This is a genomic window from Kitasatospora sp. NPDC059795, from assembly GCF_042732175.1.
Taxonomy (GTDB): domain Bacteria; phylum Actinomycetota; class Actinomycetes; order Streptomycetales; family Streptomycetaceae; genus Kitasatospora.
In genome coordinates this window covers 830,342-854,016 of the sequence record NZ_JBHWID010000001.1, presented here as the reverse complement: position 1 = coordinate 854,016, position 23,675 = coordinate 830,342, and the positions used below count along the sequence as shown (strand labels likewise).

At 72.1% G+C, this 23,675-nt stretch carries 16 protein-coding genes; 4 read left to right on the top strand and 12 right to left on the bottom strand.

Annotated elements, in window-relative coordinates; genetic code table 11:
- Positions 1-10: 10 nt before the first annotated feature.
- A complete protein-coding gene (locus ACFV4P_RS03850) occupies positions 11-1,054 on the bottom strand; it encodes a BTAD domain-containing putative transcriptional regulator (RefSeq protein ID WP_380467042.1) in 1,044 nt (347 codons plus the stop codon).
- A gap of 818 nt (positions 1,055-1,872) precedes the next feature.
- Here ACFV4P_RS03850 and ACFV4P_RS03845 point away from each other — a divergent pair.
- From ACFV4P_RS03845 to ACFV4P_RS03835, 3 genes are all read left to right on the top strand, one after another.
- Positions 1,873-3,045, top strand: a complete 1,173-nt coding sequence (locus ACFV4P_RS03845) for an alpha/beta hydrolase family protein (RefSeq protein ID WP_380467039.1) — start codon at positions 1,873-1,875, stop codon at positions 3,043-3,045.
- A 286-nt stretch (positions 3,046-3,331) separates the two neighbouring features.
- Positions 3,332-4,822 carry a Dyp-type peroxidase gene (locus ACFV4P_RS03840; protein ID WP_380467036.1) on the top strand — a complete coding sequence of 497 codons (1,491 nt, stop codon included), beginning with the start codon at positions 3,332-3,334 and terminating at the stop codon, positions 4,820-4,822.
- Between the two features lie 40 nt (positions 4,823-4,862).
- On the top strand, positions 4,863-6,695 hold the full coding sequence (locus tag ACFV4P_RS03835; protein WP_380467034.1) for an alpha-keto acid decarboxylase family protein: 1,833 nt from the start codon (positions 4,863-4,865) through the stop codon (positions 6,693-6,695).
- A 69-nt stretch (positions 6,696-6,764) separates the two neighbouring features.
- Here the strand turns inward: ACFV4P_RS03835 and ACFV4P_RS03830 are convergent, their stop codons facing one another.
- From ACFV4P_RS03830 to ACFV4P_RS03800, 7 genes are all read right to left on the bottom strand, one after another.
- The gene (locus tag ACFV4P_RS03830; RefSeq protein WP_380467032.1) at positions 6,765-7,994 is read right to left on the bottom strand and encodes a C40 family peptidase; all 1,230 of its coding nucleotides are present in this window, start codon (positions 7,992-7,994) and stop codon (positions 6,765-6,767) included.
- A 257-nt stretch (positions 7,995-8,251) separates the two neighbouring features.
- Positions 8,252-9,493 carry a TIGR02679 family protein gene (locus ACFV4P_RS03825; RefSeq protein ID WP_380467030.1) on the bottom strand — a complete coding sequence of 414 codons (1,242 nt, stop codon included), beginning with the start codon at positions 9,491-9,493 and terminating at the stop codon, positions 8,252-8,254.
- The gene (locus tag ACFV4P_RS03820; RefSeq protein WP_380467027.1) at positions 9,490-13,563 is read right to left on the bottom strand and encodes a TIGR02680 family protein; all 4,074 of its coding nucleotides are present in this window, start codon (positions 13,561-13,563) and stop codon (positions 9,490-9,492) included. The genes ACFV4P_RS03825 and ACFV4P_RS03820 overlap by 4 nt, the downstream gene beginning before the upstream one ends.
- A gap of 17 nt (positions 13,564-13,580) precedes the next feature.
- The gene (locus ACFV4P_RS03815; protein WP_380467025.1) at positions 13,581-14,795 is read right to left on the bottom strand and encodes a TIGR02678 family protein; all 1,215 of its coding nucleotides are present in this window, start codon (positions 14,793-14,795) and stop codon (positions 13,581-13,583) included.
- The gene (locus ACFV4P_RS03810) at positions 14,792-16,303 is read right to left on the bottom strand and encodes a TIGR02677 family protein (protein ID WP_380467022.1); all 1,512 of its coding nucleotides are present in this window, start codon (positions 16,301-16,303) and stop codon (positions 14,792-14,794) included. Before ACFV4P_RS03810 ends, ACFV4P_RS03815 begins: the two co-directional genes overlap by 4 nt.
- A 121-nt stretch (positions 16,304-16,424) precedes the next feature.
- Positions 16,425-17,780, bottom strand: a complete 1,356-nt coding sequence (locus tag ACFV4P_RS03805) for a GH1 family beta-glucosidase (protein WP_380467019.1) — start codon at positions 17,778-17,780, stop codon at positions 16,425-16,427.
- A gap of 316 nt (positions 17,781-18,096) precedes the next feature.
- A complete protein-coding gene (locus ACFV4P_RS03800; protein ID WP_380467016.1) occupies positions 18,097-18,528 on the bottom strand; it encodes a hypothetical protein in 432 nt (143 codons plus the stop codon).
- 427 nt (positions 18,529-18,955) lie between these two features.
- Between ACFV4P_RS03800 and ACFV4P_RS03795 the strand changes: the two genes are divergently transcribed.
- Complete coding sequence (locus ACFV4P_RS03795; protein ID WP_380467014.1) at positions 18,956-19,918, top strand: phosphatidylinositol-specific phospholipase C; 963 nt, start codon at positions 18,956-18,958, stop codon at positions 19,916-19,918.
- A 67-nt stretch (positions 19,919-19,985) separates the two neighbouring features.
- Here the strand turns inward: ACFV4P_RS03795 and ACFV4P_RS03790 are convergent, their stop codons facing one another.
- The 4 genes from ACFV4P_RS03790 to ACFV4P_RS03775 all read right to left on the bottom strand — a co-directional run bounded on the left by ACFV4P_RS03790 (position 19,986) and on the right by ACFV4P_RS03775 (position 23,441).
- The gene (locus tag ACFV4P_RS03790) at positions 19,986-21,074 is read right to left on the bottom strand and encodes an arylcarboxylate reductase (RefSeq protein WP_380467011.1); all 1,089 of its coding nucleotides are present in this window, start codon (positions 21,072-21,074) and stop codon (positions 19,986-19,988) included.
- On the bottom strand, positions 21,071-22,051 hold the full coding sequence (locus ACFV4P_RS03785) for an ACP S-malonyltransferase (RefSeq protein ID WP_380467008.1): 981 nt from the start codon (positions 22,049-22,051) through the stop codon (positions 21,071-21,073). Before ACFV4P_RS03785 ends, ACFV4P_RS03790 begins: the two co-directional genes overlap by 4 nt.
- Positions 22,052-22,302: 251 nt before the next feature.
- Positions 22,303-22,650: a helix-turn-helix transcriptional regulator gene (locus tag ACFV4P_RS03780; RefSeq protein WP_380467006.1), complete on the bottom strand. Its 348-nt coding sequence runs from the start codon at positions 22,648-22,650 to the stop codon at positions 22,303-22,305.
- A gap of 32 nt (positions 22,651-22,682) precedes the next feature.
- Complete coding sequence (locus tag ACFV4P_RS03775; protein ID WP_380467003.1) at positions 22,683-23,441, bottom strand: thioesterase II family protein; 759 nt, start codon at positions 23,439-23,441, stop codon at positions 22,683-22,685.
- Positions 23,442-23,675: the final 234 nt, after the last annotated feature.

Genomic DNA, 23,675 nt, shown 5'->3' with positions numbered 1-23,675 from the left:
CGGGAAGCGGTCAGGCGCAGGATGCGGGCGGCGCCGGGTCCTGCTCCCCCGGGGCGCGGGCCCAACTGCCCGCCGCGGCAAGGGTGAAGGCCCGCAGCAGCTCGTGCACGTGGTAGTGCCCGCAGGGGCCTTCGGCGAGCAGCCCGGCCTGCACCAGTCCGGCCAGGACGGCTTCGCCGGGGGCGGGGACGGTCGTCCCGTCCGGTTCGCGGGCGGGCTCGGCCGCTGCGCGGAGTCGGACGGCGCCGGGTTCCCGGCCGGCCGGCGGGGTGTCGGGGGTCAGTGATTCGCCGCGCAGGACGGCGAGTTCGAGGCGTTGCAGGGACGGTCCGGGTTCGACGCCGAGTTCCTCGCGCAGGTGGTCGCGGACCCACCGGTACTCGGCAAGCGCGTCGGCGCGCCGGCCGGTGCGGTGCAGGGCCTCGATCAGCTGTTCCCAGAATCGTTCGTGGGAGGGGTGCGATCTGGCGAGCGGCCACAGTTCGGACAGCACGTCGCGACATCGTCCGAGCGCGAGCTCGATGTCGTAGACCCGTTCGACGGTGCGCAGCCACTCCTCGGAGAGCCGCGGCACCTCCTCGCGGTGCAGCACGTCGGAGTGCACGTTGCCCAGCACGGGCGACTGCCACAGGGCCAACGCGGCGCGCAGCAGGGCGAGTTCGGCGGACGGGTCGGCGGTCCGTCCGGCCCGGGCGAGCAGCTCGCGGAACTCCAGCAGGTCCAGGGTGCGGGCGTCGACGGCCATCCGGTAGCCGCCGGGGAGCGCCTCGATGGTGGAGCCGGAGATGCCGTACTTGGCGAACAGCCGTCTCAGCCGCAGCACGCAGGAGTGCAGGGCGGCCTTGGCGGTCGCCGGTATCTCCTCGCCCCAGATCGCCCGTTGCAGCGACTCCACCGGCACGACCGCGTTCGGTCTGGTCAACAGCGCCGCCAACAGCGAGGCGGGCTTGGAGGGTTGGAGGACCGCGGTCTCCCGGCGGTCGGCGATCGCCAACAGGCCGAGCACGGTGAATCTGGCGCCGCTGCCGGCTCCGGCTTCCGCTGCCACGTCCACCCCGCCCTCCTTCCGACTCTCTCTGTGACCGTCCGTAGGCATGCCGAAGACACTCGGCGACCATCGATGGAGCACGACCCACACGGTTTCCACGGCGACTCGGCGCAGCTTTCGGCAGGCCCATTCACTCGGCCACTACCGCCCAGTACGACAAGGCCAGACCGTACGAGCTGACATTGAGTCACGTCAATGGCCAGGAGCGGCCTTTCAGCGAATTTCCGCAAACACTTTCATGACCGTCCGGCAACCTTTCCCCGGACGCCCGACCCTGAGCATGGGCCTAGGTCACGGGGCTGCCCGACCGGGCGATACGTGTACGGATGATGAACGCACGCCTCACCCGTCCCCCACCGCTCCACCGATCACCGCGCACACCCGGACGGCAACGCGAACGAGCAATGCGAAGACAACGGGAGTATCAACTCCGGTAAAGGCCGCCGGAATTTCCGTCGACGGCCCGCGCCCACCCCGGAGGCGCGGCACCCATTCGATCCGGCATACGGCATCGTCCTTCCGCTCGGGGACACGGGCATGACCGACCGTCACCGCATGCCACGGCGCGCGGCAGGGCCGCTCGTCCGATCTATGCGCGTCAACAGGTGACCACCATGATTGCGCACTGTCAACCGTGACGCCAGAGTGGTGCGTCCCCGATCAAGCCTCCTCCCGCCGACGCACCCTCCCCTAGGGGGCCGTCCCTCCGCCCCGGCCCGCCCTCCCCTAGGGGGCTGCCCCTCCGCCCCGGCCCGCCCTCGGTGGAATCCCTTACATCTCTGACGTGACGTCAACTCCCTTACTGGCAACCTACGGTGATCGCCATGACCGCACTCCGTCGCACCGCCGCCGCGGCAGCCCTGCTGCTCGCCCTCCCGCTGTCCGTCGTCGCCGCCGCACCCGCACTGGCCGCGCCCGCCCCGACCACCGCCACCGCCACTGTCACGGAGGGGGTGCACGTCGAACTCCCGCGCCCCACCGGGCCGTACGCGGTCGGACGGCAGATCCTGCACCTGGTGGACCGGAACCGCACCGACCCGTGGGTGCCGTCCGCGGGCCCGCGCCAGCTGATGGTGTCGATGTACTACCCCGCCGAGCGGGGCACCGGCGGGCCGGCCCCGTACATGACGCCCGAGGCGGCCCGGCTGTTGCTCGACCTGAAGCTGCCCGGCAACACCGTCCCCACCGAGACGATCACCGACACCCGGACCTGGTCCCGGACCGACGCGCTCCCGAAGCACGGCCGCTTCCCGCTGGTGGTGCTCTCCCCCGGCTTCACCATGCCGCGCACCGAACTGACCGGTCTGGCAGAGGACTTGACCAGCCGCGGATACGTCGTCGCCCTGGTCGACCACACCTATGAGAACTCCGGCGAGACCTTCCCCGACGGCCACACCACCACCTGCTTCATGTGCGGCAAGCTGACCCCGGACGACTCGGCCCGGCTGGACGAGAGCCGGGCCAAGGACATCTCCTTCCTCGTCGACGAGCTCACCGCCCGCCCGCACCCGGCCTGGCAGTACGCGCACCTGATCGACCGCGACCGGATCGGCACCGGCGGCCACTCGGCGGGCGGCGCGGCAGCCGTGCCCGCCCTGGCCGCCGACCCCCGGATCCGCGCCGGCGTGAACCTCGACGGCAGCATGAACTACCCCGTCCCCGTCACCGGCCTGCACGGCAAGGCGTTCATGATGATCGGCCACCGGCTGGACGGCCCCGAGGACCCCAGCTGGACGGAAGCCTGGGAGCGTCTCGACGGCTGGAAGCGCTGGCTGACGATGGCCGGCTCCAACCACGGCACCTTCACCGACAACCCGCTCTTCTCCGAGGCGGTGGGCCTCCCGCAGCCTCCCGGCACCACCGTCACCGGCGCCCGCGGCCTCCAGCTGACCCGTCAGTACGTGGCGGCGTTCTTCGACCTCCAGCTCAAGGGCAGGCCGCAGCCGCTCCTCGACGGGCCGACCGCCGCCAACCCGGAGATGATCTTCCACCCGTAACCCCGGCCCGTAACCCCCACACCCGACCCCCGCCCGTTCCCGACCCGAGGCCGCCGGCACACCGCCGGCGGCCTCACCCGTTCCCGGCCCGTTCCCGGCCCCGGCCCCTGATCCGCTCGATTCGGTTCGGTGACGCACCATCGGCCCGCCCGAAGGCCCCTGCGGCTCCCGGTGGCGTTCGGAAGGCCGATGTCCGGTTGGCGGCGCGCGCGACCGCCCGGCAACGTGGAGTGTCGAGCCGACCGCGCCATGTGATCAGCCGTGCCTGCGACCGAGGAGCCCGCGCGTGACCACCACCTCCGCCCGTCCCACCGCCGTCCCGTCCGTCGAACAGCTCCCCCGACCGAAGCTCCGCACCGACACCGACATCCAGGGCAACATCCTGGCGGCGTTCAACAAGGACTTCACCGACTTCCGCTACCTGCACTTCCCGGACGCCGCCACGGGCCGCGGCTGGCTCTCCGCGATCCTCAACACCGTCGCGACGACCGCCGAGACCGAGGACTTCAACGAGCAGTTCTCGCTGGCCCGCCGCGCCTTCGGCCGCGACCCGCTGATGACCACCGTCCGCTGCGGCGTGTCCCTCACCTTCGACGGCCTGATCACCGTCGCCGGCAAGCCCGACCAGGTCAGGAAGGACCTCGCCGCCTTCCCCGCGTTCACCGCGGGCGCGGCCGCCCGGGCCGCCGACCTCGGCGACACCGGCGACAGCGACCCGAAGACCTGGCTGTTCGGCGCGGGCACCGGCGAGCAGGTCGTGCACGCCGTCCTGATCGTCGCCGCGGACACCGAGGAACTGCTGACCGAGAAGCTGAAGAACCTCGACGCCGTCGAACACGCCCACCGGATCGGCCGCGTCCACGTCGACCGCGGCCGCACCCTGACCGGCGCGCTCCGCGGACACGAGCACTTCGGCTACAAGGACGGCATCTCGCAGCCCGGCGTCAAGGACTTCCACCGCGAGGCCCCCGACCGCAAGGGCATCCGCGACAACCGCGCCGGCACCGCGATGATCGAACCCGGCGAGTTCGTCTTCGGCCACAGGAGCGAAGCGGGCGACCGCACGGCGCCCGCCTGGATGAGGAACGGCTCGCTCCAGGTGGTGCGCCGCCTGCGCCAGGACGTCGCGGGCTGGAACCGCGCGGTGAGCGACGGCGTCAAGGAGTTCACCGGGACGATGGACGCCACCCGCCTCGGCTCCTGCCTGGTCGGCCGGCTCAAGGACGGCACCCCGCTCGCCCCGGCCCGCGACACCGTCACCGGCCTCGGCTCCGACCGCAACGACTTCGACTACCTCAACGACCCCGCCGGCCGGCACACCCCGTGGGTCGCGCACATCCGCCGCACCCACCCCCGCGCCTTCGCCGGCGTCAACGACCACAAGCCCCGCAGCCACCGCCTGATGCGCCGCGGCATCCCGTACGGCCCCGTGTTCAAGGGCGGCGCGGACGACCGCAAGGACCGCGGGCTGATGTTCGTCTGCTACGGCACCTCGCTGGAGCAGCAGTTCGAGCTGCTCCAACAGCACTGGGCCGGCAACCCCGACTTCACCCCTGGCGACCCGAAGGCCGGGAAGACCACGCCCAACGGCCTCGACAAGGTCGTCGGCCTCGCCGGGCCCGCCTCGATCGGCCTGGAGGACGGCACCCACGGCACCGTCGACATGAAGCGCTTCGTCCGCACCACCGGCGCGCTCTACGCCTTCACCCCGTCGATCAGCACCCTGCGCCTGCTGGCCGAGGGCCGGGACCTGCCCAACAAGCCCGTCGATGCCTGACAGGCCGTCAACTCAACTGTTCCGGAGAGGAATTGATCACATGAGCAGCGAAGGCGAGTGGACGGTCGGCCGCTACCTGGCCACCAGGCTCGAACAACTGGGCATCCGGCACCTGTTCGGCGTGCCGGGCGACTTTCTCGGCCCGTTCCTGTCGATCATGCAGGACACCACCGCGGTGCGCTGGGTCGGCACCCCGACCGAGATCGGCAGCGGCTACGCGGCGGACGCCTACGCCCGGGTGCGCTCCGCGGACTGCCCCCCGGACCGGCCCGACCAGGGCGCGGCGGCCGTCGCGGTGACGTACAGCGTGGGTGCGTTCAGCCTGCTCAACACCGTCGGCGGCGCGTACGTCGAGGACATCCCGCTGATCGCGATCAACGCCGGCCCGACGTACGAGCAGTGGCTCAACTTCCAGGCGGTGGGCCTGCTCACCTCGCACATGAGCCCGCGCCGGGAGAGCAACCTCGACGTGTACCGGCAGGTCACCGTCGACGCGCAGGTCCTCTCCAACCCGGGGCTCGCGCCGTCCCAGATCGACAGTGCGATCACCGCGTGCCTGACCGAGCGCAAGCCGGTCTACCTGGAGGTCATGGAGGACCTCTGGCACGCGCCGTGCGAACCGCCGCAGGGCGAACTCCGGGCGCACACACGGCCGTTCACCACCCGCAACCAGCAGATCCTGGACAAGGCCGTCGCGGCGGCGGTCGAGCTGATCCACTCCTTCGGGACGCCGATCGTCTGGGCCGGCGAGGAACTCGTCCGCCAGCGGCTGGAAGCCGAGCTGCTGCAGTTCGTCGAGTCCACCGAGATCCAGTTCTGCACCACCGTCGGCGCGAAGTCGGTGGTCTCCGAGCGGCACCCGAAGTTCGCCGGCGTCTACAACGGCAAGGCGAGCCTGCCGGAGATCTACCGGACGTTCCAGCACGCGGGCTGCCGGATCGGCCTCGGCACCTGGTCCACCTCCAAGAACCTCAACGGCGAACAGTCCATCGGCGACGACTGGATCGTCGCGGCCCGGGGCGGCGTCAGCGTCGGCGCCATGTACTTCCCCGACGTCCAACTCGGCCGCTTCGTCCCCGCGTTGAGCGCCGCCCTCGCGGGCCGCACGTTCGCCGACGACCATTTCGCGCTCGCCCGCGCGGCCGGCCTGGACGTCCCCGCCACCACCGCCGCGTTCCTCGACTCGCTGACCGGCGGCGACTACCCGACGGAACTCACCTACGACAGCTTCTTCCAGCACATCAACGAGTTCCTCGAACGCCGGGCGACCGGCGGCGACCCCGACGCCCCCTCCCCGTTCACCGTGGTCTCCGACGCGGCGTTCGCCCTGCTCGGCTCGATGAACCTGCGCATCACCGAGCGCTCCGGTTTCCTCGCCCAGAACAGCTGGCTGTCCATCGGCTACTCCGTCGGCGCCGCCACCGGCGTCGCCCTCGGCCGGCAGCAGCCGCTCAAGCGGCCCATGGTCTTCGTCGGCGACGGCTCGTTCCAGGAGATCTGCCAGGAACTCTCCACCCAGGTCCGCCAGCACCTGCGCTCGGTGATCTTCGTCCTCGACAACGAGGGCTTCTACGGCATCGAGCAAATGCTGGTCGCCCCCTGCTACTTCAAGGGTCCGGCCTCCGACGGCGCCGACTTCTACAACGTCCTGCACCCGTGGCGCTACGAGAAGCTCGCCGAGGTCTTCGGCTCCGAGAAGGACCGCATGCACGGCTTCGACGTCAGCACCCACGCCGAACTCGACGCCCTCCTCACCGACCTCGCCGACCCCACCAACGACCTCAACCACGCCCCCGTCCTGGCCCGCATCCGCCTGGGCCGGCACGACTACCCGCGGGCCCTCCAGTACAAGATCGACGAGAACTGCCCGTAGAACTCCCCCTTTGCGCGCGCCTCGGCCCCCGTCCATGACCGAAGGACGGGGGCCGACGCACATCCGGTCCTAGCAGTTCGGGATGGTCGTGCCGTTGTTGTCCTTGGCCACGTCGTTGCCCCAGCGCGACAGGTAGAACGCCGACACCCACTGACCCGACGGGCCGACATCCGGGTCCGTCTTCAACCACCAGTGGTTGTAGCTTCCGCCGCTCGACACCTCACGGCCCCACACCTTGCAGTACACGTAGTTGGTGCCCTGGTACAGCGTCCCCGTGGCGGTGGCACTGCCGGAGGTCGCGGACGCGTACACCGGCACATTGGCGTAAGTGTCCACCCAGTACTTGCCGGTGGGCGCCGGGGTGCTGCTGCCGGAGCAGTCCGGGACGGTCGCGCCGTTGTTGTCCTTGGCCACGTCGTTGCCCCAGCGCGACAGGTAGAACGCCGACACCCACTGACCCGACGGGCCGACGTCCGGGTCGGTCTTGAACCACCAGTGGTTGTAGCTTCCGCCGCTCGACACCTCGCGGCCCCATGCCTTGCAGTACACGTAGTTGGTGCCCTGGTAGAGCGTCCCCGTGCTGCTGGTGGAGGTCGGCGAGGCGTACACCGGCGCGTTGGCGAAGGTGTCCACCCAGTACTGGCCGCCGCCCGCCGGCGGCGGGGTCGGCGTGGGAGCGGTGTTGCCGGAGCCGTACAGCCGGATCGCGCCGTAGTAGTCGCCGTGCGAGGAGAGCGCCGCCACCTGCACGTAGCCACCGGAGTACGGGGCCTCGACGATCCAGCCCTGCCCCAGGTACATCGCCACGTGATGGATCGTCGAAGCGGTGCCGCCGAAGTACACCAGGTCGCCCGGAAGCAGCGGCGCCGTCCCGTCCCCCCGGTAGTACCGGGCCACCGCCCGCGAGGTCGGCCACTGCGTCCGCGTGGTGCCGTTGATCACGTCGGCGCCCACCGCGAGCGAGTAGGCGTACCGCACCATCCCGGAACAGTCCAGGCCGCGGACGTTGCAGTCGTTCGGGGCGCCGTTGGACGAGTCGCAGATCCCGTACGTCGGACCGGGCTGCGAGCCGTGCCCGCCGCCCCACGAGTACGGAGTCCCGATCAGCCCGCAGGCCGAACGGACCGCCGAAGCCGCCTGCGGAGCCGCCCCACCGGACAGCACCCCACAGGCGGGCGCGGCCTCGGCCGCCTGCACCCCGACGAAGAACACCCCGACCGACACCAACACCGACACCAGAGCCGCCCACCGCAACGGGGCCACCAGCCACCGCCGGAGAACGTTTACGCGCGTAGTCATAGCCGCGGATCCTTCCGGCGACCCCCGCCCCACCACTATGGGTGCCCGCCACAGAAGATCTGACGCCTTGTTGGTCCGCGCCACATTGCGCGCTCCACGTCACTTGAGCAGGCCCGTACGCTGCACCAACGCTATCAACGAAGCCCCGGCGAACGCAGCGGAAACCCGAACTTGCCGCCCCATGACCGGCCGTGACGACGATTCGTCAACTACCGTCCGTGACAGTTGACATGACGATCAATCAGATCAAGGCACCCTCAGTCCCTCGGACACCCAGTCGTGGCATGCGCCCCCAAGTCGTCGAGCAGCACGTCCGCCACCACTTCCTCGACCACAGCGGTGCCCAGCTCGGCCATCGCAGCGGTGAGCGCGGGAGACCAGGGCGCGGGGGTGAGGCGCCCGGGGTCGGGGCCGGCGGGGATCTGCGCAGCGGCGGAGCGGTAGTCCTCGGCCGACATGCGCCAGGGCACGGCACCCGTTCTGGCCAGGACGTGGGCGGCGATGCGGATGCCCTCGCCGTCGAAGTCGCCGTGGTGGTGCAGGGTGGCGCCGGAGGTCGAGAGTCGACGCAGGAGGTGGATCACTGCGGTGTTGGGCCAGCCGGAGGTGCAGACGAGTGGCGGGCAGTGGCGGCCGAAGCGGCGCAGGGCGAGCGCGAGCAGGCTGGGGTTCTCGGTGATGTGCACCGGGCCGGTGGGCCCGGTGAAGTCCCCGGGTGAGCGAAGTTGGGCGAGGGTCAGGCTGACGGGGTGCCCGGCTTCGGCGCTGATGCGGGAGATCCGGGCGACCGGGCCGTCGCCGTCGGGGCGGAGTCCGACGGCGAGCACGGTGCTCGACAGGTCGTCGTCGGCCACACCGGCCCTGTTCCAGAGCGATCGCCGTTCCTGGGCGCCGTCCGGCATCTCGACGCCGTGCAGCACGGCCAGCGCGCGCAGGACCGTGGAGGAGAGTCGCGTTCCGTCGTCGAGGGCGTGGGAGTCACCGTCGATGAGGCGTGCGGCGAGGACGGGGAGCGGCTCTCCGTCGAACGGGAGCGCGGCGAGGACGCCGAGCGCGGCGGTCAGCAGGCTGCGGGTGCGGTCGAGCGAGCCGTCGACCAGGCCGTTGGCCCGCAGGTGGGTGACCCAGTCGGCGAGCGCGGGCTCGGCGGTGACCACCTCGTGGCGGGCCAGCCACTCCCACAGCGCCGCACGTCGGGTCGACTCCTGTTCCCGCTCGGCGGCCCGGTCGCGGATCGGGCCGAGGACGGCGGCCGCCACCTCCCGCACGGACTGGCCGCAGGCGTCCGCCACGGCGACTTCGAGCCGGGCGAGTGGGACGGTGGGTTCGACGCCGGGCAGGCGGTCGAGGCCGAGGAGGTCGGCGAGGGCTTCCCGGCCCGCGTCGCCCAGCGGCCCGACGCGGACGCGGCTGACCGGCCTGCCGGTGGACAGCCGGTCGTGCACGGCGCACCAGAGCGGCCGGAGCGCCGGGACGTCCAGTGCATGACGGCCCGTCATATCGGTTCCCCTGAGCCCGAGTCGTCCGACAGCAGCTCGGCGCCGGTCCAGACGAAGCGGGCGCTGGTGACGGCGTCGTCGCCGTCCGCGCCGGTGATCAGCTGGTGGACGGCGATGCCCGGGAGATCGCGGTAGGTGCACCACTCGTGGTCGGAGGTGAGCACCAGGTCGAGGTCGAGCGCGGCGAGGAGCCCGAAGACCTGGCCGCGGTTGACGGTGTCGACACCGACGAAGACCTCGTCGAGGAGGATCAGCCTGGGCGATGCCGGCACCGCCTCGTAGTGGGCGGCCACGGCGGCGAACAGCGGGAGGTGCAGGGCGATGGCCTTCTCGCCGCCGGAGAGCGCGCCGTGGAGTTTCTTGGTGAGCAGTTGCCAGCCGGAGCCGTTGGCGCGGTCCAGCTTGACGACGAACTGGTGCCAGGCCGTGTAGTCGAGGACTTCGGCCAGCTGTTCCTCCCACGTGGCGGCGGTGTTACGGGTCTTGGCCTCCTCGATGCGGCCGCGGAAGAAGGCGTGCAGGGCCTCGCGGTCGGCCTCGGTGATCCTGGCCGGGTCCTTGAGCAGGAGTTCGCGGGCCGTCCTGGTGCCTGCGGGCAGGTCGGGGTGGATCTGCCAGACCAGGCGGACGGCCACCTTGGACGCGGTGCGGACCCGTTCGAGGTGGCCGTTCATCCGTTCCACGAGGTCCCCGGCCTGGCGGATCCGGGAGGCCAGGTGGCGGCGGGTGTCGCCGGTGAGGGTCTGGTCGAAGAGGTTCCGTTCGGCGGCGGTGATGTCGTTCCGGCTGCGGTCGCGCTCGGCGGTGAGGGTGGCGAGCAGGCCGGCCGCGCCGGTCCGGGCGCCGTCGATCGAGGCGACGAAGACGTGGATGTCCTCGTCGGCTTCGAGTTCGAGGTCGGCGCGGGTGCTGAGGCTCTGGCGCGCCCGGTGGACGGCTTCCGAGAGGCGGTTGAGCGAGTCGCCGAGGTTCCTGGTGCTGTGGGGCAGGTTCGGCCACCTGGCGGCGGTGTCGCGGGCCGCCTCCAGGGTGGCGCGGGTGCCGTCGTCGTGGCCGAGGGTGAGGGTGCTGCCGGAGTCCTCGGGGAATCCGAGGTCGCACAGGCGCCGGAAGCGCTGCGCGGCCCGGTTGCGGGCGGCGACGGCGCCGTCCCGGCGGCTCGCGTCCTGGGCCATGGTCGCGGACAGCGAGCCGATCCGGCCTTCGAGCGTGATGAGCGCCTTGGTGCCGTCCTCGATCTCGCGTCGGGTCCGACCGGACGACTGCCGCAGACCGCTGAGCCGGGCGGCCACCTGGCGGTAGTCCTCGCCGATGGTGCTCTCGACCGCTTCGAGTGTGGAGCGCAGGCCCCGGGCGGCGGCCTCGGCCTGTTCGGCGTCGGCGGCGCTCTCCTCGGCGTCGGCCTGCGACGTCTCGGCGTGCGTGCGGGCGGTGTCCCAGGCCTGTCGGAGGGCCGCCCAGTCCAGGTGGGAGTCCAGCCAGACGTCGGCCTGGTCACGCAGCGCGTCGACGGCGTCGGCGGTGGCGTCCAGGGCGGCGCGTTCGGCGGGCAGGGCGTGCTCGGCGGCGACGACGGCGAGTGCGCGCCGTGCGGCCGTGGCCGCGTCCTCGCAGTGCGTGAGCCGCGCGACTGCCTCCCGGACGGCGTCGTCCCGGGCGCCCACCTCGGATTCCGAGCGCTCCCAGGCGCGCTTGGCCTGGCTGACGTCCCGGTGCGCGGGCCTGGACCGGAGGTCGGCGCCGAGCCGTGACCGACGGTCCGCGAGGGCGCGCAGCGCGGCGTCGAGCGCCCCGACGCTGTCGTTGGTCGCGTCCAGTTCGGCGGTGAGTTCGGCGACCCGGCGTCTCCTGGTCCGTTCCCGGGCCGCGGCGCCGATGTGGCTGGACTCCTCCTTGGCCCAGGTGCCGGTGGCCGGCGCGAGGCGCCAGCTGCCGTCGGCCGCGACGGCGGCCGGGTGCCCGGCGGGGAGGGTGCGGCCGTAGGCGATGCCGGCGAGCAGCCGCCGGACCTGCTCGGCCGGCACCCGGGCATCGGGTTCGGGGCGCAGGACGGCGAGCAGCGAGGGTCCGGGTGCGGGGGCGGCCGACGCCGGGTCGGCCAGGGTGTCGTGTCCCGGGACCGCCAGGTCGCCGCCGGGGGTCAGCCAGGCGTCCAGCAGGCCGGCTGCCTCCAGGGCGGCCTCGATGCCGGCCTGGTCGCCGGTCGGCACGTCCGGCTGGAAGGCCAGCAGGCTCCACAGGGGCGCTCCGGCCATGGCCGCACGGTCGGCCGTCCGGGTGTGCGGCGGTGCGGGCGGCAGCTCGGTCGCGGCGGCGGTGCGGTCCAGTTCCCGTCCGATCCGTTCGCGCCGGCCATGGGCGCTGTCCCGGGCGGCCCGGGTGGTGGTCTCGTCCGCGGTGAGGGTGCTCTCGGCGGCGCGGGCGGCGGCGTCGACCAGGGCCAGCACGTCGGTCTCGACGGCGGCCCGGGAGACGAGTTCCTCGATGTCGTCGAGGCGCAGTTCGGTGCAGGCCTCCGTGGCCCACCGGCGCAGCCGGTCGGCCTGGGCGTCGACGGCGGTCTCGTAGTCGCGGGCGTGGCCGTCGCGCCGCTCGGCCGCGTCGGCCAGCCGCGCGCGGGCCGCGTCGAGTTGTTCCTCCGCCGCGGTGCGTCCGGCCGCGGATCGCTCGTGCTGTTCGGCGGCCGCGCGGACCTCGGCGATCTGGCCGTGCCGTGAGGTGACGGCGCCGCGCAGCAGTCGGCGTGCGCCGCGCCCGTGGTCGGTGACGTCGTCCGACGGGCCCGGGGCGGTGTCGAGCATGGTCTGCACCTCGGTGCAGAGGGACTCCATGGCCGCCCGTCGGGCCGCGCTGCGGGTGTCCGCCGCGGCGGCCCTGGTCTGCGCGGCGCGCCGATCCGCGCGCAGCCGTGCCTGGTCGGCCTGTCCGGCGTCCTCGGTTGCGGTGCGGATCTTGCGGGCGGCGGCGTCCCGCGCCCGCGCGGCGGCCTGGGTGGCCTTCTCGGTGCGGCGGCGGAGCTGGTCGAGCTCCTGGCCCTGCCGGTAGACCTCCGAGTCGAGCAGGCCCTCGATGGCGCCGTCGATCTCCTGCGCCGTGTGTTCGAGTTCGGCCTTCGCCCGGTTGGTCCGCTCGCGCTCGCGCACGGCCTCGGCGTGCGCCTCCTCGCTGGCGCGGGCGTCGCGGGCGTAGTTGTCCATGTCTGTGGTGGCGGAGATGAGCGCGGCCGCGCCGGCGCGCAGGACGCGCTGGGCGTAGCCGCGCTGCTGGGTCGCGACGGCGGTGGCGGCGGTGACTTCTTCGTCCAGGGTCTTCAGGTGTTCGCGCTGCCGGTCGAGTCGTTCGAAGCCTTCGGCGAGTTCGGTGATCTCGCCCTGGCCGAGGGGTGGCAGTGCCCGGGAGAGCAGGGAGGACAGCAGCGACGGGTCCAGGCGCTCGGAGAGCTTCGGGGTGCGGAGCTGGAGCATGGCAGTGATCAGGGCGTCGTAGCGCTGCTCGCCGAGGCCGGGGAAGAGCATGCTGCGGACGGCGCCGCGGTAGTCGTCCGCCGACGCGTGCAGGTCGCCCCGGCCGTTCAGGGCCTCGGCCAGCGCGGCCCGGGTGAGCGGCTGTCCGGCGTCGTTGACGAGGGCGAGGCCGCCGGGCCGGTCGATCCGTGCGGTGGTGGTGAAGAAGTCGACGGTGACACCGCTGGTGTGCACGCCGGCCTGGAGCCTGGCGCCGCAGGTGAACCAGGCGGGGCCGCCTTCGCCGGGGTGGCGGAACTCCAGCCAGACGTAGCCGACTCGGGTCTTGCCCGACGCGCCCTCACCCATCAGGTTCCAGTGCATGGTGCGCTCGGAACCGCCGAAGGTGGACAGCCGGTTGGGGCGCAGGCTGGCGTCGAACAGGAACGGCATCAGCACTTCCAGCGCCTTGGACTTGCCGGTGCCGTTCTGGCCCCTCAGCAGCAGGCGGCCCTGGTGGAAGGTGAAGATCTCGTCGTAGTAGCGCCAGACGTTGAGGATGCCGGCCCTGGACGGCTGCCAGCGCACCCCGCCGGCCGCTGCGGACGGGAGTTCCGGGATGGTCAAGAGGTGGTTCTCCCTGGTCACGAGAGTGGGCCGGTGGCGGTGACGGCCCGGTACCGGAACGCGGCGGGCCTGGCGACCGTGCGGTCGCCGCCGGAACGGGCCAGGCCGAAGTCGGTCAGGATGCCGACCGCGTCAATGGCCAGACGTTGGGCGCCGTCCTCGGAGTGGTAGCTCTTCGCCCACTGCGGGAAGCGGCGCAGCAGGCCGTGCGCCTCGGCGGTGAGCTGTTCCGGTGTCAGCCCGCCCGGAGCGGCCGTCAGCGGCTCCAGCAGGAGCAGTGCGGCGACCCGGGCCGATGCGGAGTCGTCGGGGAACCGGCTGTCGGTGGCGATCGCGTCCGGGTCGACGAGCAGCAGGCCGTCGGCGCGTTCTTCGAGAACGAAGCCGCCCTGCTCGGCGGCGCGCCGGACGACCTGTCGGCCGGTCGGAGAGGTGAGGTAGGCGAGTTCGTCCGCGGCGAGCTCGTCGTGGTGGAGCACCGGGTCGTCGAAGAGCCGGCGCAGCACCGAGTGCCGCAGCCGGAGGTTGCGCTGGGCGTCGGACGCGTCGGCGCCGCCGTAGCGGTTCTCGCGCACCGTCTCCCGCAGGAGTTCCGCGAACCGCAGCGGTATCTCCTCGGTCGGCGCGGCCAGTCGGGACGGTCCGACGGGGGCGACGAGCAGGCGCATCAGGACGGAGGCGTCCACCCGGTAGAGCACCTTCGCGTCCGCCGACTCGGCGAAGCTGTCCGTGGCGCCGTCCATCGTGAGCAGCGCGCCGGAGGACTCCAGCAGTTTGAGGACGTCCACGAACGCCATGCGTTCGGGCTTGCTCGCGGTGTCGAACGGCGGCAGCGCCTCGTCGGTGGCGCAGGCCTGGACGACGCGGTCGGCGAGCAGCCCGACGGTCGTGACGGAGACCGCCAGCAGCTCGGCCGCGGCGACACAGAGCAGCGTGTACCGGCGGCGGTCGAACGGCGCTCTGCCCGACCGCAGTCGGCGGGCGGGGCGGGACGCGTCGGGGACGGTCCGGATCTTCAGCAGCCGCGCGTATCCCAGGCGGGGCTCCACCACGAGCTGCCAACCGCAGTGGTAGTCGAACCACTTCGTCAACGGGTCCTGCCGGCGTCGGATCAGCGCGAAGGCGGACGGGTCACCGCGCTCGGTGATCAACGGCCGGCCGAGGAGCAGTCTGATTCCTCGGGCGACGTCCTCCCGCTCGGCCAGGACCAGCTGGTTGGCGAGGGTGCTCATGCGTCTTCCTCCGGAACGCGCGTCCGCCTGTCTCCCGGGCTGCGGATCTCCACCAGGTAGTCGGGGCCCTCCAACTGTCCGCGCGAGGTCCGCAGCACGGCCGTTCCGCCGTCGCCGGGGCTCAGGACGATCTCGACGCGCCCGTCGGAGGTGACGGTCCGGCGTGTCCCGCTGCTGTCCGGGCGGACTGCCAGCGCCCTGCCGAGCAGGTCGAGCAGCCGCTCGAAGACGGCGTCGTCCAGCCTGCCGAAGGCGGACAGCCGCACGGGGCCGTCGGTGCTCAGAACATCCCGGGCGGCGTCGAGTTCGGCGCGCTCCTTCCGGGCGAGTTCGGCCCGGGCCGCCTTGACGGCGCCGATGTCACGGACCCTGCCGGTGCGGGTGAACCGTTCGGTACGTCCGCTGGTGCGCAGCAGCGCGGACACCTGGACCGGCGGGGCCTCCGCCCAGCGGTGCGCCGAAGGCACCAACTCGGGGTCGGGGTGGGCGAGATGGGCGTGCCGGGCCGGGCCGAGCCCGAAGGCTGTCGACCACAGCCGGTGCAGGTCGTCCTCGGTGGGCGCGGCCGCGAACCAGCGGGCCAGCACCCGGAAGTCCTGAGCCGCGCTGGAGGATCGCCGACGCGACTCGGTGATCCGGTCCAGCACCTGAAGGAGCGTCACGATGGCCCGCCGCGCGACGTCGTGCAGTTGCTCCACGCGCGGTCGTGAACCGTCGGCCGGCAGGAACCACGCCCGCAGTCCCTCCCAGCGCGCGCGGCGGCGCTCCAGCCAGGCCTGCGCGGGATCGCTGTCCGCGCCCGGCGGCAATTCGGCGCCCCGCAACGCCCGTTCGTGCAACCGGCCCACCCCGCGCTGCTCGACCCGCTGCACCGCCGAGGCCACCGCCTGCCCGCGTTGGTCGAGGTTGCGCAGGAACTCCTGAAGGTACGCCACTGTCGCTGCCTTGACCTCGCGGAACGTCGCCAGGTCCGCGCCCTCGGCGCGCAGCAGGCGCTGCAACTCGCCGTTGAACGCCTTGGTGTTGGCCAGGAGCGCTTCCAGGTGGCCTTCCAGTGCCTGCAGGGTGGTGAAGACCCTGCGATCCGACGATTCCGGCTCACCGAGCAGCACGTACAGCTCGTCGAGCCGGTCGGCGACGGCTTCCAGCACGGCGGTCTGCAGCGCGCCCGTCGACGCGAGCACGGAGAGGGCGTGCTCCACTCCGGCGAGTGCGGCCTCGCCGCGCCGGGTCAGGGAGTACTGCAGGTTCCGGCGCTCGTACTCCTCGGCCGTACGGTAGTTCTCCGCGTGGTTCTGGACGACGTCGAGCAACTCCCAGGCGCGCAGCCGGCGCAGGGCGTCCTGCAGGTCCTCGTCGTCGACGGCATCGAGCCACCCCGCCGCGCGCAGCCGGACACGGACCTCGTCCAGCCCGAGAGCCGTCTCCAGCCGCTCGTTGGCCGCACCGAACGCCTGCAGAATCGCCCCGTAGAGCTCGGCCCGGTCCCCCGTCGTGAACCGGAACATCTCCGCCGGCACCCTGCGCAACGACTCCCCTCCCCTTCAGCAAGCCCCCGCTCCTGGCCGACACCACAGTACGCGGGCGGCGGACACCAGGTCCGCCGGTCGATGCCGTCGGCGGCGGCCCCTACTCCCGGCCGCGGCCCGCCCGGTGGTCGACGATCAGGTCCCGGTACCAGGCGTACGACGCCCTCGGGGTGCGCACCTGGGTGTCGAAGTCGACGTGCACCAGGCCGAAGCGCTGACTGAAGCCCTCCGCCCACTCGAAGTTGTCGAGCAGCGACCAGGTGTAGTAGCCGCGGACGTCGATGCCGTCGGCGGCGGCGCGGGCCAGGGCGTCGAGGTGGCCGGCCAGGTACGCGATGCGGTCGCTGTCGTCGAGGGGGTCGGTGTCGGCCGCGTCGTCGGTGGAGCAGCCGTTCTCGGTGATCGTGATCGGCGGCAGCGCGTCGCCGTAGCGCTCGCGCAGACCCACGAGCAGCTCGTGCAGCCCGTCCGGGACGACGGGCCACCCGAAGTGGGTGTGCGGCACGCCTTCGATCGGGGCCTGCGTGAACGGCAGCCCCGGGTCGGTGGGGGCGGCGATCCGGGTGGGGTTGTAGTAGTTCACCCCGAGCCCGTCGAGCCCCGGCCCCGCGATCAGCTCCAGGTCGCCGTCCCGCACCGCGCCGTGCAGGTCCTCCCCCACCCCGTACGCGGACAGGTCCGGGTAGCGGCCCAGCAGCAGCGGGTCCATGAACAGCCGGTTGTGCAGCGCGTCGTAGGCGTCGGCGGCGGCCCGGTCCTCCGCGGCCTCGCTCGCGGCCCGAACGGGCGTCAGGTTGTTGGCGATCAGGACGTCGAGGCCGCGCGAGCGCAGGTCGGCGGCGGCCAGCCCGTGGCCGAGGAGCTGGTGGTGGGCGACGGGCAGTGCGTCCAGCATCAGCCCGTGGCCCGGCGCGTGGATCCCCAGCGCGTACCCGAACACCATGTGCACGAACGGCTCGTTCAACGTGATCCAGGCCGGCACCCGGTCCCCGAGCCGGTCCGCCACCAGCGCCGCGTACTCGGCGAACCGGAAAGCGGTTTCCCGTTGCATCCAGCCGCCCTCGTCCTCCAACGCCTGCGGCAGGTCCCAGTGGAACAACGTCGGCAGCGGCGCGATCCCGGCCTCCAACAGCCCGTCCACCAACCGCTCGTAGAAGTCCAGCCCGGCCGCGTTCGCCTTCCCCCGCCCCTCCGGCTGCACCCGCGACCACGCCACCGAGAACCGGTACCCGTCCAGCCCGAGACCCTTCATGAGCGCGACGTCCTCGGGCCAGCGACGGTAGTGGTCGCAGGCCACCCGCCCACTGTCCCCGTTCTTCACCGCCCCCGGCCGCTCACAGAAGGCGTCCCAGATCGACGGACCCCGGCCGTCCTCCTCCACCGCGCCCTCGATCTGGTACGCGGCGGTGGAAACGCCCCACCGGAAGCCGGCGGGAAGGTCGTAACGGTCCGTCATGAGGGTCCTTCCACACAGCACGAGTCACATAATGCGAGCAGTGCTCATGTTAGGAACCCGGACCGTGCGGGTCCAGAGGCGGGCACAGCCCGATCCACCGACCCGCCGACCACTCACGCGCCGCCACCGCCTCGCACGGATCCGCGCCGGCGGCCATGGGTTTCGATCGGAGCACGGGGCCACAGGCCCCCGGCAGTTCGATCACCGACACGGCAGACGTTGAACAGGACGTGGACCTGGTGCCCGACGAGCCGGCGGGCGCTCCACACGCCCTCCGGCGACGGGCCGCCACGGACCCACCGCGGCGCCTGCGAACTCAGCCGAGCCCGAAGTGGATTCCCTCCCCGGGCTCCCGCATGGAGATCTGGTCGGGGACGGCCTCGAACAGGACGAGCAGCACGTCGGGGTCGGCGTGCGGCGATCGGGGCGACTGCGCCGGGTCGGGCGCGTGGAGCTGCGCCACGCCGTTCGACCAGGCGAATCGGGCCGCGCACGCCACCCCGGCACTGTTCACAACGGGCAGCTCGGACGGAACGTACTTCCCGCCGCTCACGACGACCACGGGCCGGCCGTCCCGGTACTCGATCGACAGGGTCGCGATGTCCTCGGGCTCGACCTGGTCCGCCGGGATCAACGTCGGCTCGGGCGCAGCCGCCCCGGGGGGCGCAGACATCCCGAGGTTCGCCATCTGCTCGGGTGACATCTGCACCTTGGCGGGGCCCTTGGCGTTGGGCTCGGTCTCGGACACGGCGTCTCCTCACTGAGCGGCCCGCTGCCGCTACGCCGACATCGTCCCATGACGGAGCGTCAGTATTCCGTCACCGACGACCGACGCCCTCTGCCGGAGCTGGAGCCGAACGGCTCGGAGGACCCGCCGGTCCGCCCACTCCTCGACGTCGTCCCGACGTTGACGGCGCAATTGGCCTCCGGCCGCAAGGAGCACGGACTCACCGCGCCCACCTTCCACGTACGCGCCGCACACCGGCCGACCACCGGTCAACCGGCCGCCGTCGACATGTCGAAGAGGGAGCGCCGAGCGGGGCGTTCGCAGCGCTCGGCCGGAAGGTCGGCCGCAGCCGGGGAATGCCGCGGGCCTTGGCCGCCGCATACCCCCGGAACGGACTGGGCATGAACGGGACAACATTCGGGCAGGGTCGACGAACCGGGGGACTCCCATGGCCATCGCACGCCGCACGCTGCTGACCCGCGGCGCCCTCGCCGCCGTCGCCACCGCGTTCGGCGGCGTCCTCCCGACGCCCACCGCCCGCGCGGCGGCCGGCTCGGCCGGCACGCCCGGCGGGAAACCCACCGCCGACTGGATGTCGTACCTCGCGCCGGAGCGGTCCCTTCTCGGCCTGACCGTTCCCGGCACCCACGACTCCTGCTGCACCGACCCCGCCCACGGCACCGAGTGGTCCCACACCCAGAACTGGGGCGTCCCCGAGCAACTCGCCCAGGGTGTCCGGTTCCTCGACATCCGGTGCAACGGCCTGCAGGGAACGGCCGACGAACTCGGCATCTACCACTCCGACGCCTACCAGTACGTCCGCCTCCAGGACGTCCTGGACCAGTGCCGCGCCTTCCTGGCGTCCCATCAGGGCGAGACGCTCGTCATGCGACTCAAGAACGAGAACGCGGGCGGCCAGGCCCTGGACGCCGCCGAGTTCCGCCGCCGGGTCAACCACTACCTCGACGACCTCGGGTACCGCGGCCTCTTCCACCTCTACGGCTGGCCCACCCTCGGCGCCGCCCGCGGGCGGATCGTGCTGCTCGCCGACTTCGCCAACGACTGGGGCCTGATCCAGTGGTCCAGCGGCACGAACCAGTACGTCCGCACCCAGGACCTCTGGCAGACCGACCAGTTGTTCCCGCTGCGGGTCAAGGGCCGGGCGATCACCCAGCAGTTCGACGCCGCGACCGCCGACCCCGACTCCCCGCAGATGTACGTCAACTTCCTCAGCTACGCCGGCGGCCTGTGGCCCAGGACCGCCGAACAGACGCTGATGGACCAGTCCGTCCGCCCGTACCTGGCCGCCCGCACCGGCCGAGCCGCCCGCTACGGCATCGTCCCGATGGACTTCGCCGACGTCCACGTCGACGTCCTGCAGATGCTCATCGACAAGAACTTCGTCGCCTGATCGCGGTTGCCGACCGGATCGGCCGCCGCCCGACCATCGCGCCGGTCGTCCGCCCGGGAGTGGCGGTTCAGTAGAGGCCCTCCGGGGACGAGTTGGCGATCTGGAGGGGGCGGACGTTGGCGACGCCGTCGGTGGGCCAGTGGTCGGTCGGGTGACGGAGGGCCTGGTCGCGTTCCAGGATGTTGGGGAGGAAGAGGTCCTCGTGGAGGACGGTGAGCCGGACCTGGCCGACCGTGCCGGGGGCGACCAGGGTCGAGGGGTCGCCCTTGTCGACCACCGCCATGGTGACCTGCGGGTAGTTCGGGACGTAGCTGATCAGTTCGCCGTCCCGCTCGATGTCCAGGAGGGCCGCGTTGCCGAAGGTGTTGCCGTAGGTCAGTCCGCAGATCCCGCCCTGCAGGGCGGTGGTGAAGGTCCGGTACATGTCGGCGCTGATCTGGGTGCCGCTCAGGCGTACGCCGTCGAGGGCGGCGACCAGTTCGGGCCGGTGTCGGCGGAGGGCCTGGAACAGGGCCGGGGTGGTGTTGACGTAGTGGACCCGGCCCTGCTTGAGGACGTCGGTGATCTGCTCCAGCAGGTGGGTGGTGTAGTCGTCGACCTCGGCCATGCGTCCGGCCCGGATGAGGCGCTTCACCCACCGGGGGTCCATGTCCACGGCGTACACCTGACCGGCGTGGAGTTCGGAGACCTCGTGGACGCCGTTCCCGATCAGGTGCGGTCCGGTGGGGGTGGCCTGCAGCCAGGTGCGGCCCGGCACGAAGCCTTCCCTGACGAAGGACCAGCGGCGCCAGAGCGCCCGGTGCAGCAGCATGTCGGGGGTGTAGAAAGCCCGACAGGGGGTGCCGGTGGTGCCGCCGCTGTCCCAGACCCGTCCGGCGAGCGGCCTGGACACCGACAGCGGGACGAGGTCCGCGGGGTCCTCCACGCGCAGCCGGTCGAGCGGGAACGGGCCGAAGGCTCCGAGCTGGTCGTAACGGGTGATGTCGCGGGGGTCGAAGTCCAGCCGGGCGGCCTGCCCGAGCCAGTAGGGGCTTCCGGTCACCGGGTCGAAGTGCCGCCGGACCACCCCCCGGGTCCACTCGTCGAGGTCGGTGTCCAGCCATCGCGCGATCTGGGCGTCCGGGTCGGCGCGGGTGGCGGCGGTCGCGGCGGTCACGACAGGGCCGGGGTGCCGGAGAGGTCGATGCCGAGGTCGTACGCGGTGGTCAGGGCCTGCTCGATGTGCTCGGGCCGTTCGATGTGCACCACCGGGAAGGGGAACGCGAGGATGCCCTCGGGGATCGAGGGGCCCATCACCAGCCCGAGTTGGACGCCCTGCTCCTTCATCCCGGTGTAGACGTCGACCAGGCTGATCGGGTCCGTGGAGTTGCGCTGGAAGAGGTCCCTGACGTCGGCCGCGGTGCGCAGGACCTTGGGCTCCAGGCAGGACAGCAGGGGGATCTCGGGGTCGGCGAAGGGGATCGCGTCGATGCGCGGGGCCATGAAGTCCCGGTAGGGCCGGCGCAGCGGGGTGTGGACGGCGATGGTGCGTCCGGGGAGCGGGACGACCGTTCCCGGCGGGACCTCGGCGGCGAGCGCGCCGAGTGCTTCGGCGTGGCCGGCGAGCATCATGATGCGCTTGGTGCCGTCGGCCGTGGGGCCGAAGTCGCCCGCCAGGTGGACGCCGGGGACGTTCTCGCCGGGGTAGGAGGGGGCGCCGTCGCCGGGGTGGGAGCCGTCGGCGAGCGAGGAGAAGGCGATGGCTATCCCCTGCTGCGGGTCGTCGGCGGACGGCTCCGGGGTGTCGCGGGAGGAGGCCAGCATCTCGAACAGTTCCCGGCGTCCCAGCGATCCGGCGAGGCAGCTGGCGGTCATCGCGCCGAGGCTGAGGCCGCCGATGGCCGCGGGGCGCAGGTTGAACGAGGCGAGGACGTCGTGCACGCCGATCGCGAGGGCGGCTTCGCGGACCGTGCCGACGCTCTGGCGCTCCTCCTGGGCGGTCGGGAGGTCCTCCTCCAGGATCTGTCCGACCGTCAGCCCGGTCCACGCGGAGACCTGTTCGTACCAGCTCTGCACGACCTCGTAGGTCCGGTAGAGCTCCAGGCCGTGCGGCTCGGTCCCGACGCCGCCGCCGAACAGGTACCCCAGACTCATGACTACTCCTGTGAATCAGTGTGATCAGTGTGAAAGGAGGGGACAGTGGTGCGGCCCGGACGTGGTGCAGCAGATGTGGGCCCGACAGCACAATGCCGCAGAATCCGGCGTTCGACCAGACGCTCGGGAACCCGTCGCGCGGCGCGATATCCAGACGATATCCGGGTCTGGGAAAATGTCTGCAAGCATACCGGCGGAGTGCATTCACCACCCCGGGAATAGAATTTTTCGCCCCGTTCTCTTCCGGAACTCTAGGAGTCGAGGAATTCCGGGAGAACGCGAGGTGGCCACGTCCCGACGCTCAGCACACCGAGGGAATGCGCCCGGGAGACCAGAGCGGGCCGGTTCGCGGCCTGAAAACGGCGCATCATCAGCCCTATGCGGTACTCGATGCCCTGCGGGCTCAGATAGAGCGACGCCGCCAGCCGGGCGGTCGAGGTGCCGACCGCGACGCCTTCCAGGATGCGGACGTCCACGGCGGTCAGCCGCAGGACGCCCGCGCCGCCGGCCGGGCCCCCACCGGCCGGACGGGCGGCGGACCCTGGCCGCGGCGGCCGCCGTACGGGCTTGATCTGCTCAGTGGTCGCTGACGGTGTCACTTCTCGGTCCCCCCTCCTTGTCGTCCGTGTTCTCAGGTCCGCAGCGTGCCGGCGAGGTGGTCGCGGAGCATGCCGGTCACCTCGTCCGCCCGGCTGCTGAGGTAGAAGTGCCCGCCGGGGAAGACCTTGAGGTCGAAGGCACCCGTCGTGCGGTCGCGCCAGTGCCCGGCCTCGGGGACCGGCGTCCAGGGGTCCTGGTCCCCCACCACGGCGGTGACCGGGCAGCCGACCGCGGCGTCGCGGTCGGCCCGGTAGGCCCCCAGGGCCCGGTAGTCGCCGCGCAGCGCGGGCAGCACCATCCCCAGCAGTTCCTCGTCCTCCAGGAACCGGGCGTCGGTGCCGCCCATCGCCTTGGCCTCGGCCACGATGCCCTCGTCGTCGAGGGGGGCGTGCTCGGGCCGGTCCGCGGACGGCCCTCTGCGGCCGGAGACGAAGAGGTGGTCGATCCGGCCGCCCGCGCGCTCGATCCGCCGGGCCACCTCGAAAGCGACGAGCGCGCCCATGCTGTGCCCGAAGAGCGTCAGCGGGAGGTCGTCCCAGCGGCGCAGCGCCTCGGCCACGTCGTCGGCCATCCGGTGCAGGTCCTGGACCCCGGCTTCCTTCCGGCGGTCCTGCCTGCCGGGGTACTGCACGGCCAGGAGGTCGACCGGGCCGCACAGTGCGGCGGACACCGGGAAGTAGAAACTCGCCGAGCCGCCGGCGTGCGGAAAGCAGACCAGCCGGCGCGTGGCCGTGGGCGAGGGATGGAAGCGACGGCACCAGAGGTCGCTGTCCAAAGAGAGGGAGTTCATATCGGACTTTCAATCCCTTCGAAATCCGCGCGGTGCCGACGGGCGGGGTGCGGTGATCACGTGGGACGTCATCCGCACCGGCAAGCCGTCTGATGCGCGCTAATACGGGGAGCCCCGGTCGACGGCGATCGGCGAACGCGTCATGGACACCGCATATGACAGACTGCCATACCGCCCGGAATGTCAGCAAGTACGCACCGGATCGCATCCGTCCGCTCATGTCCGGGTTCAATT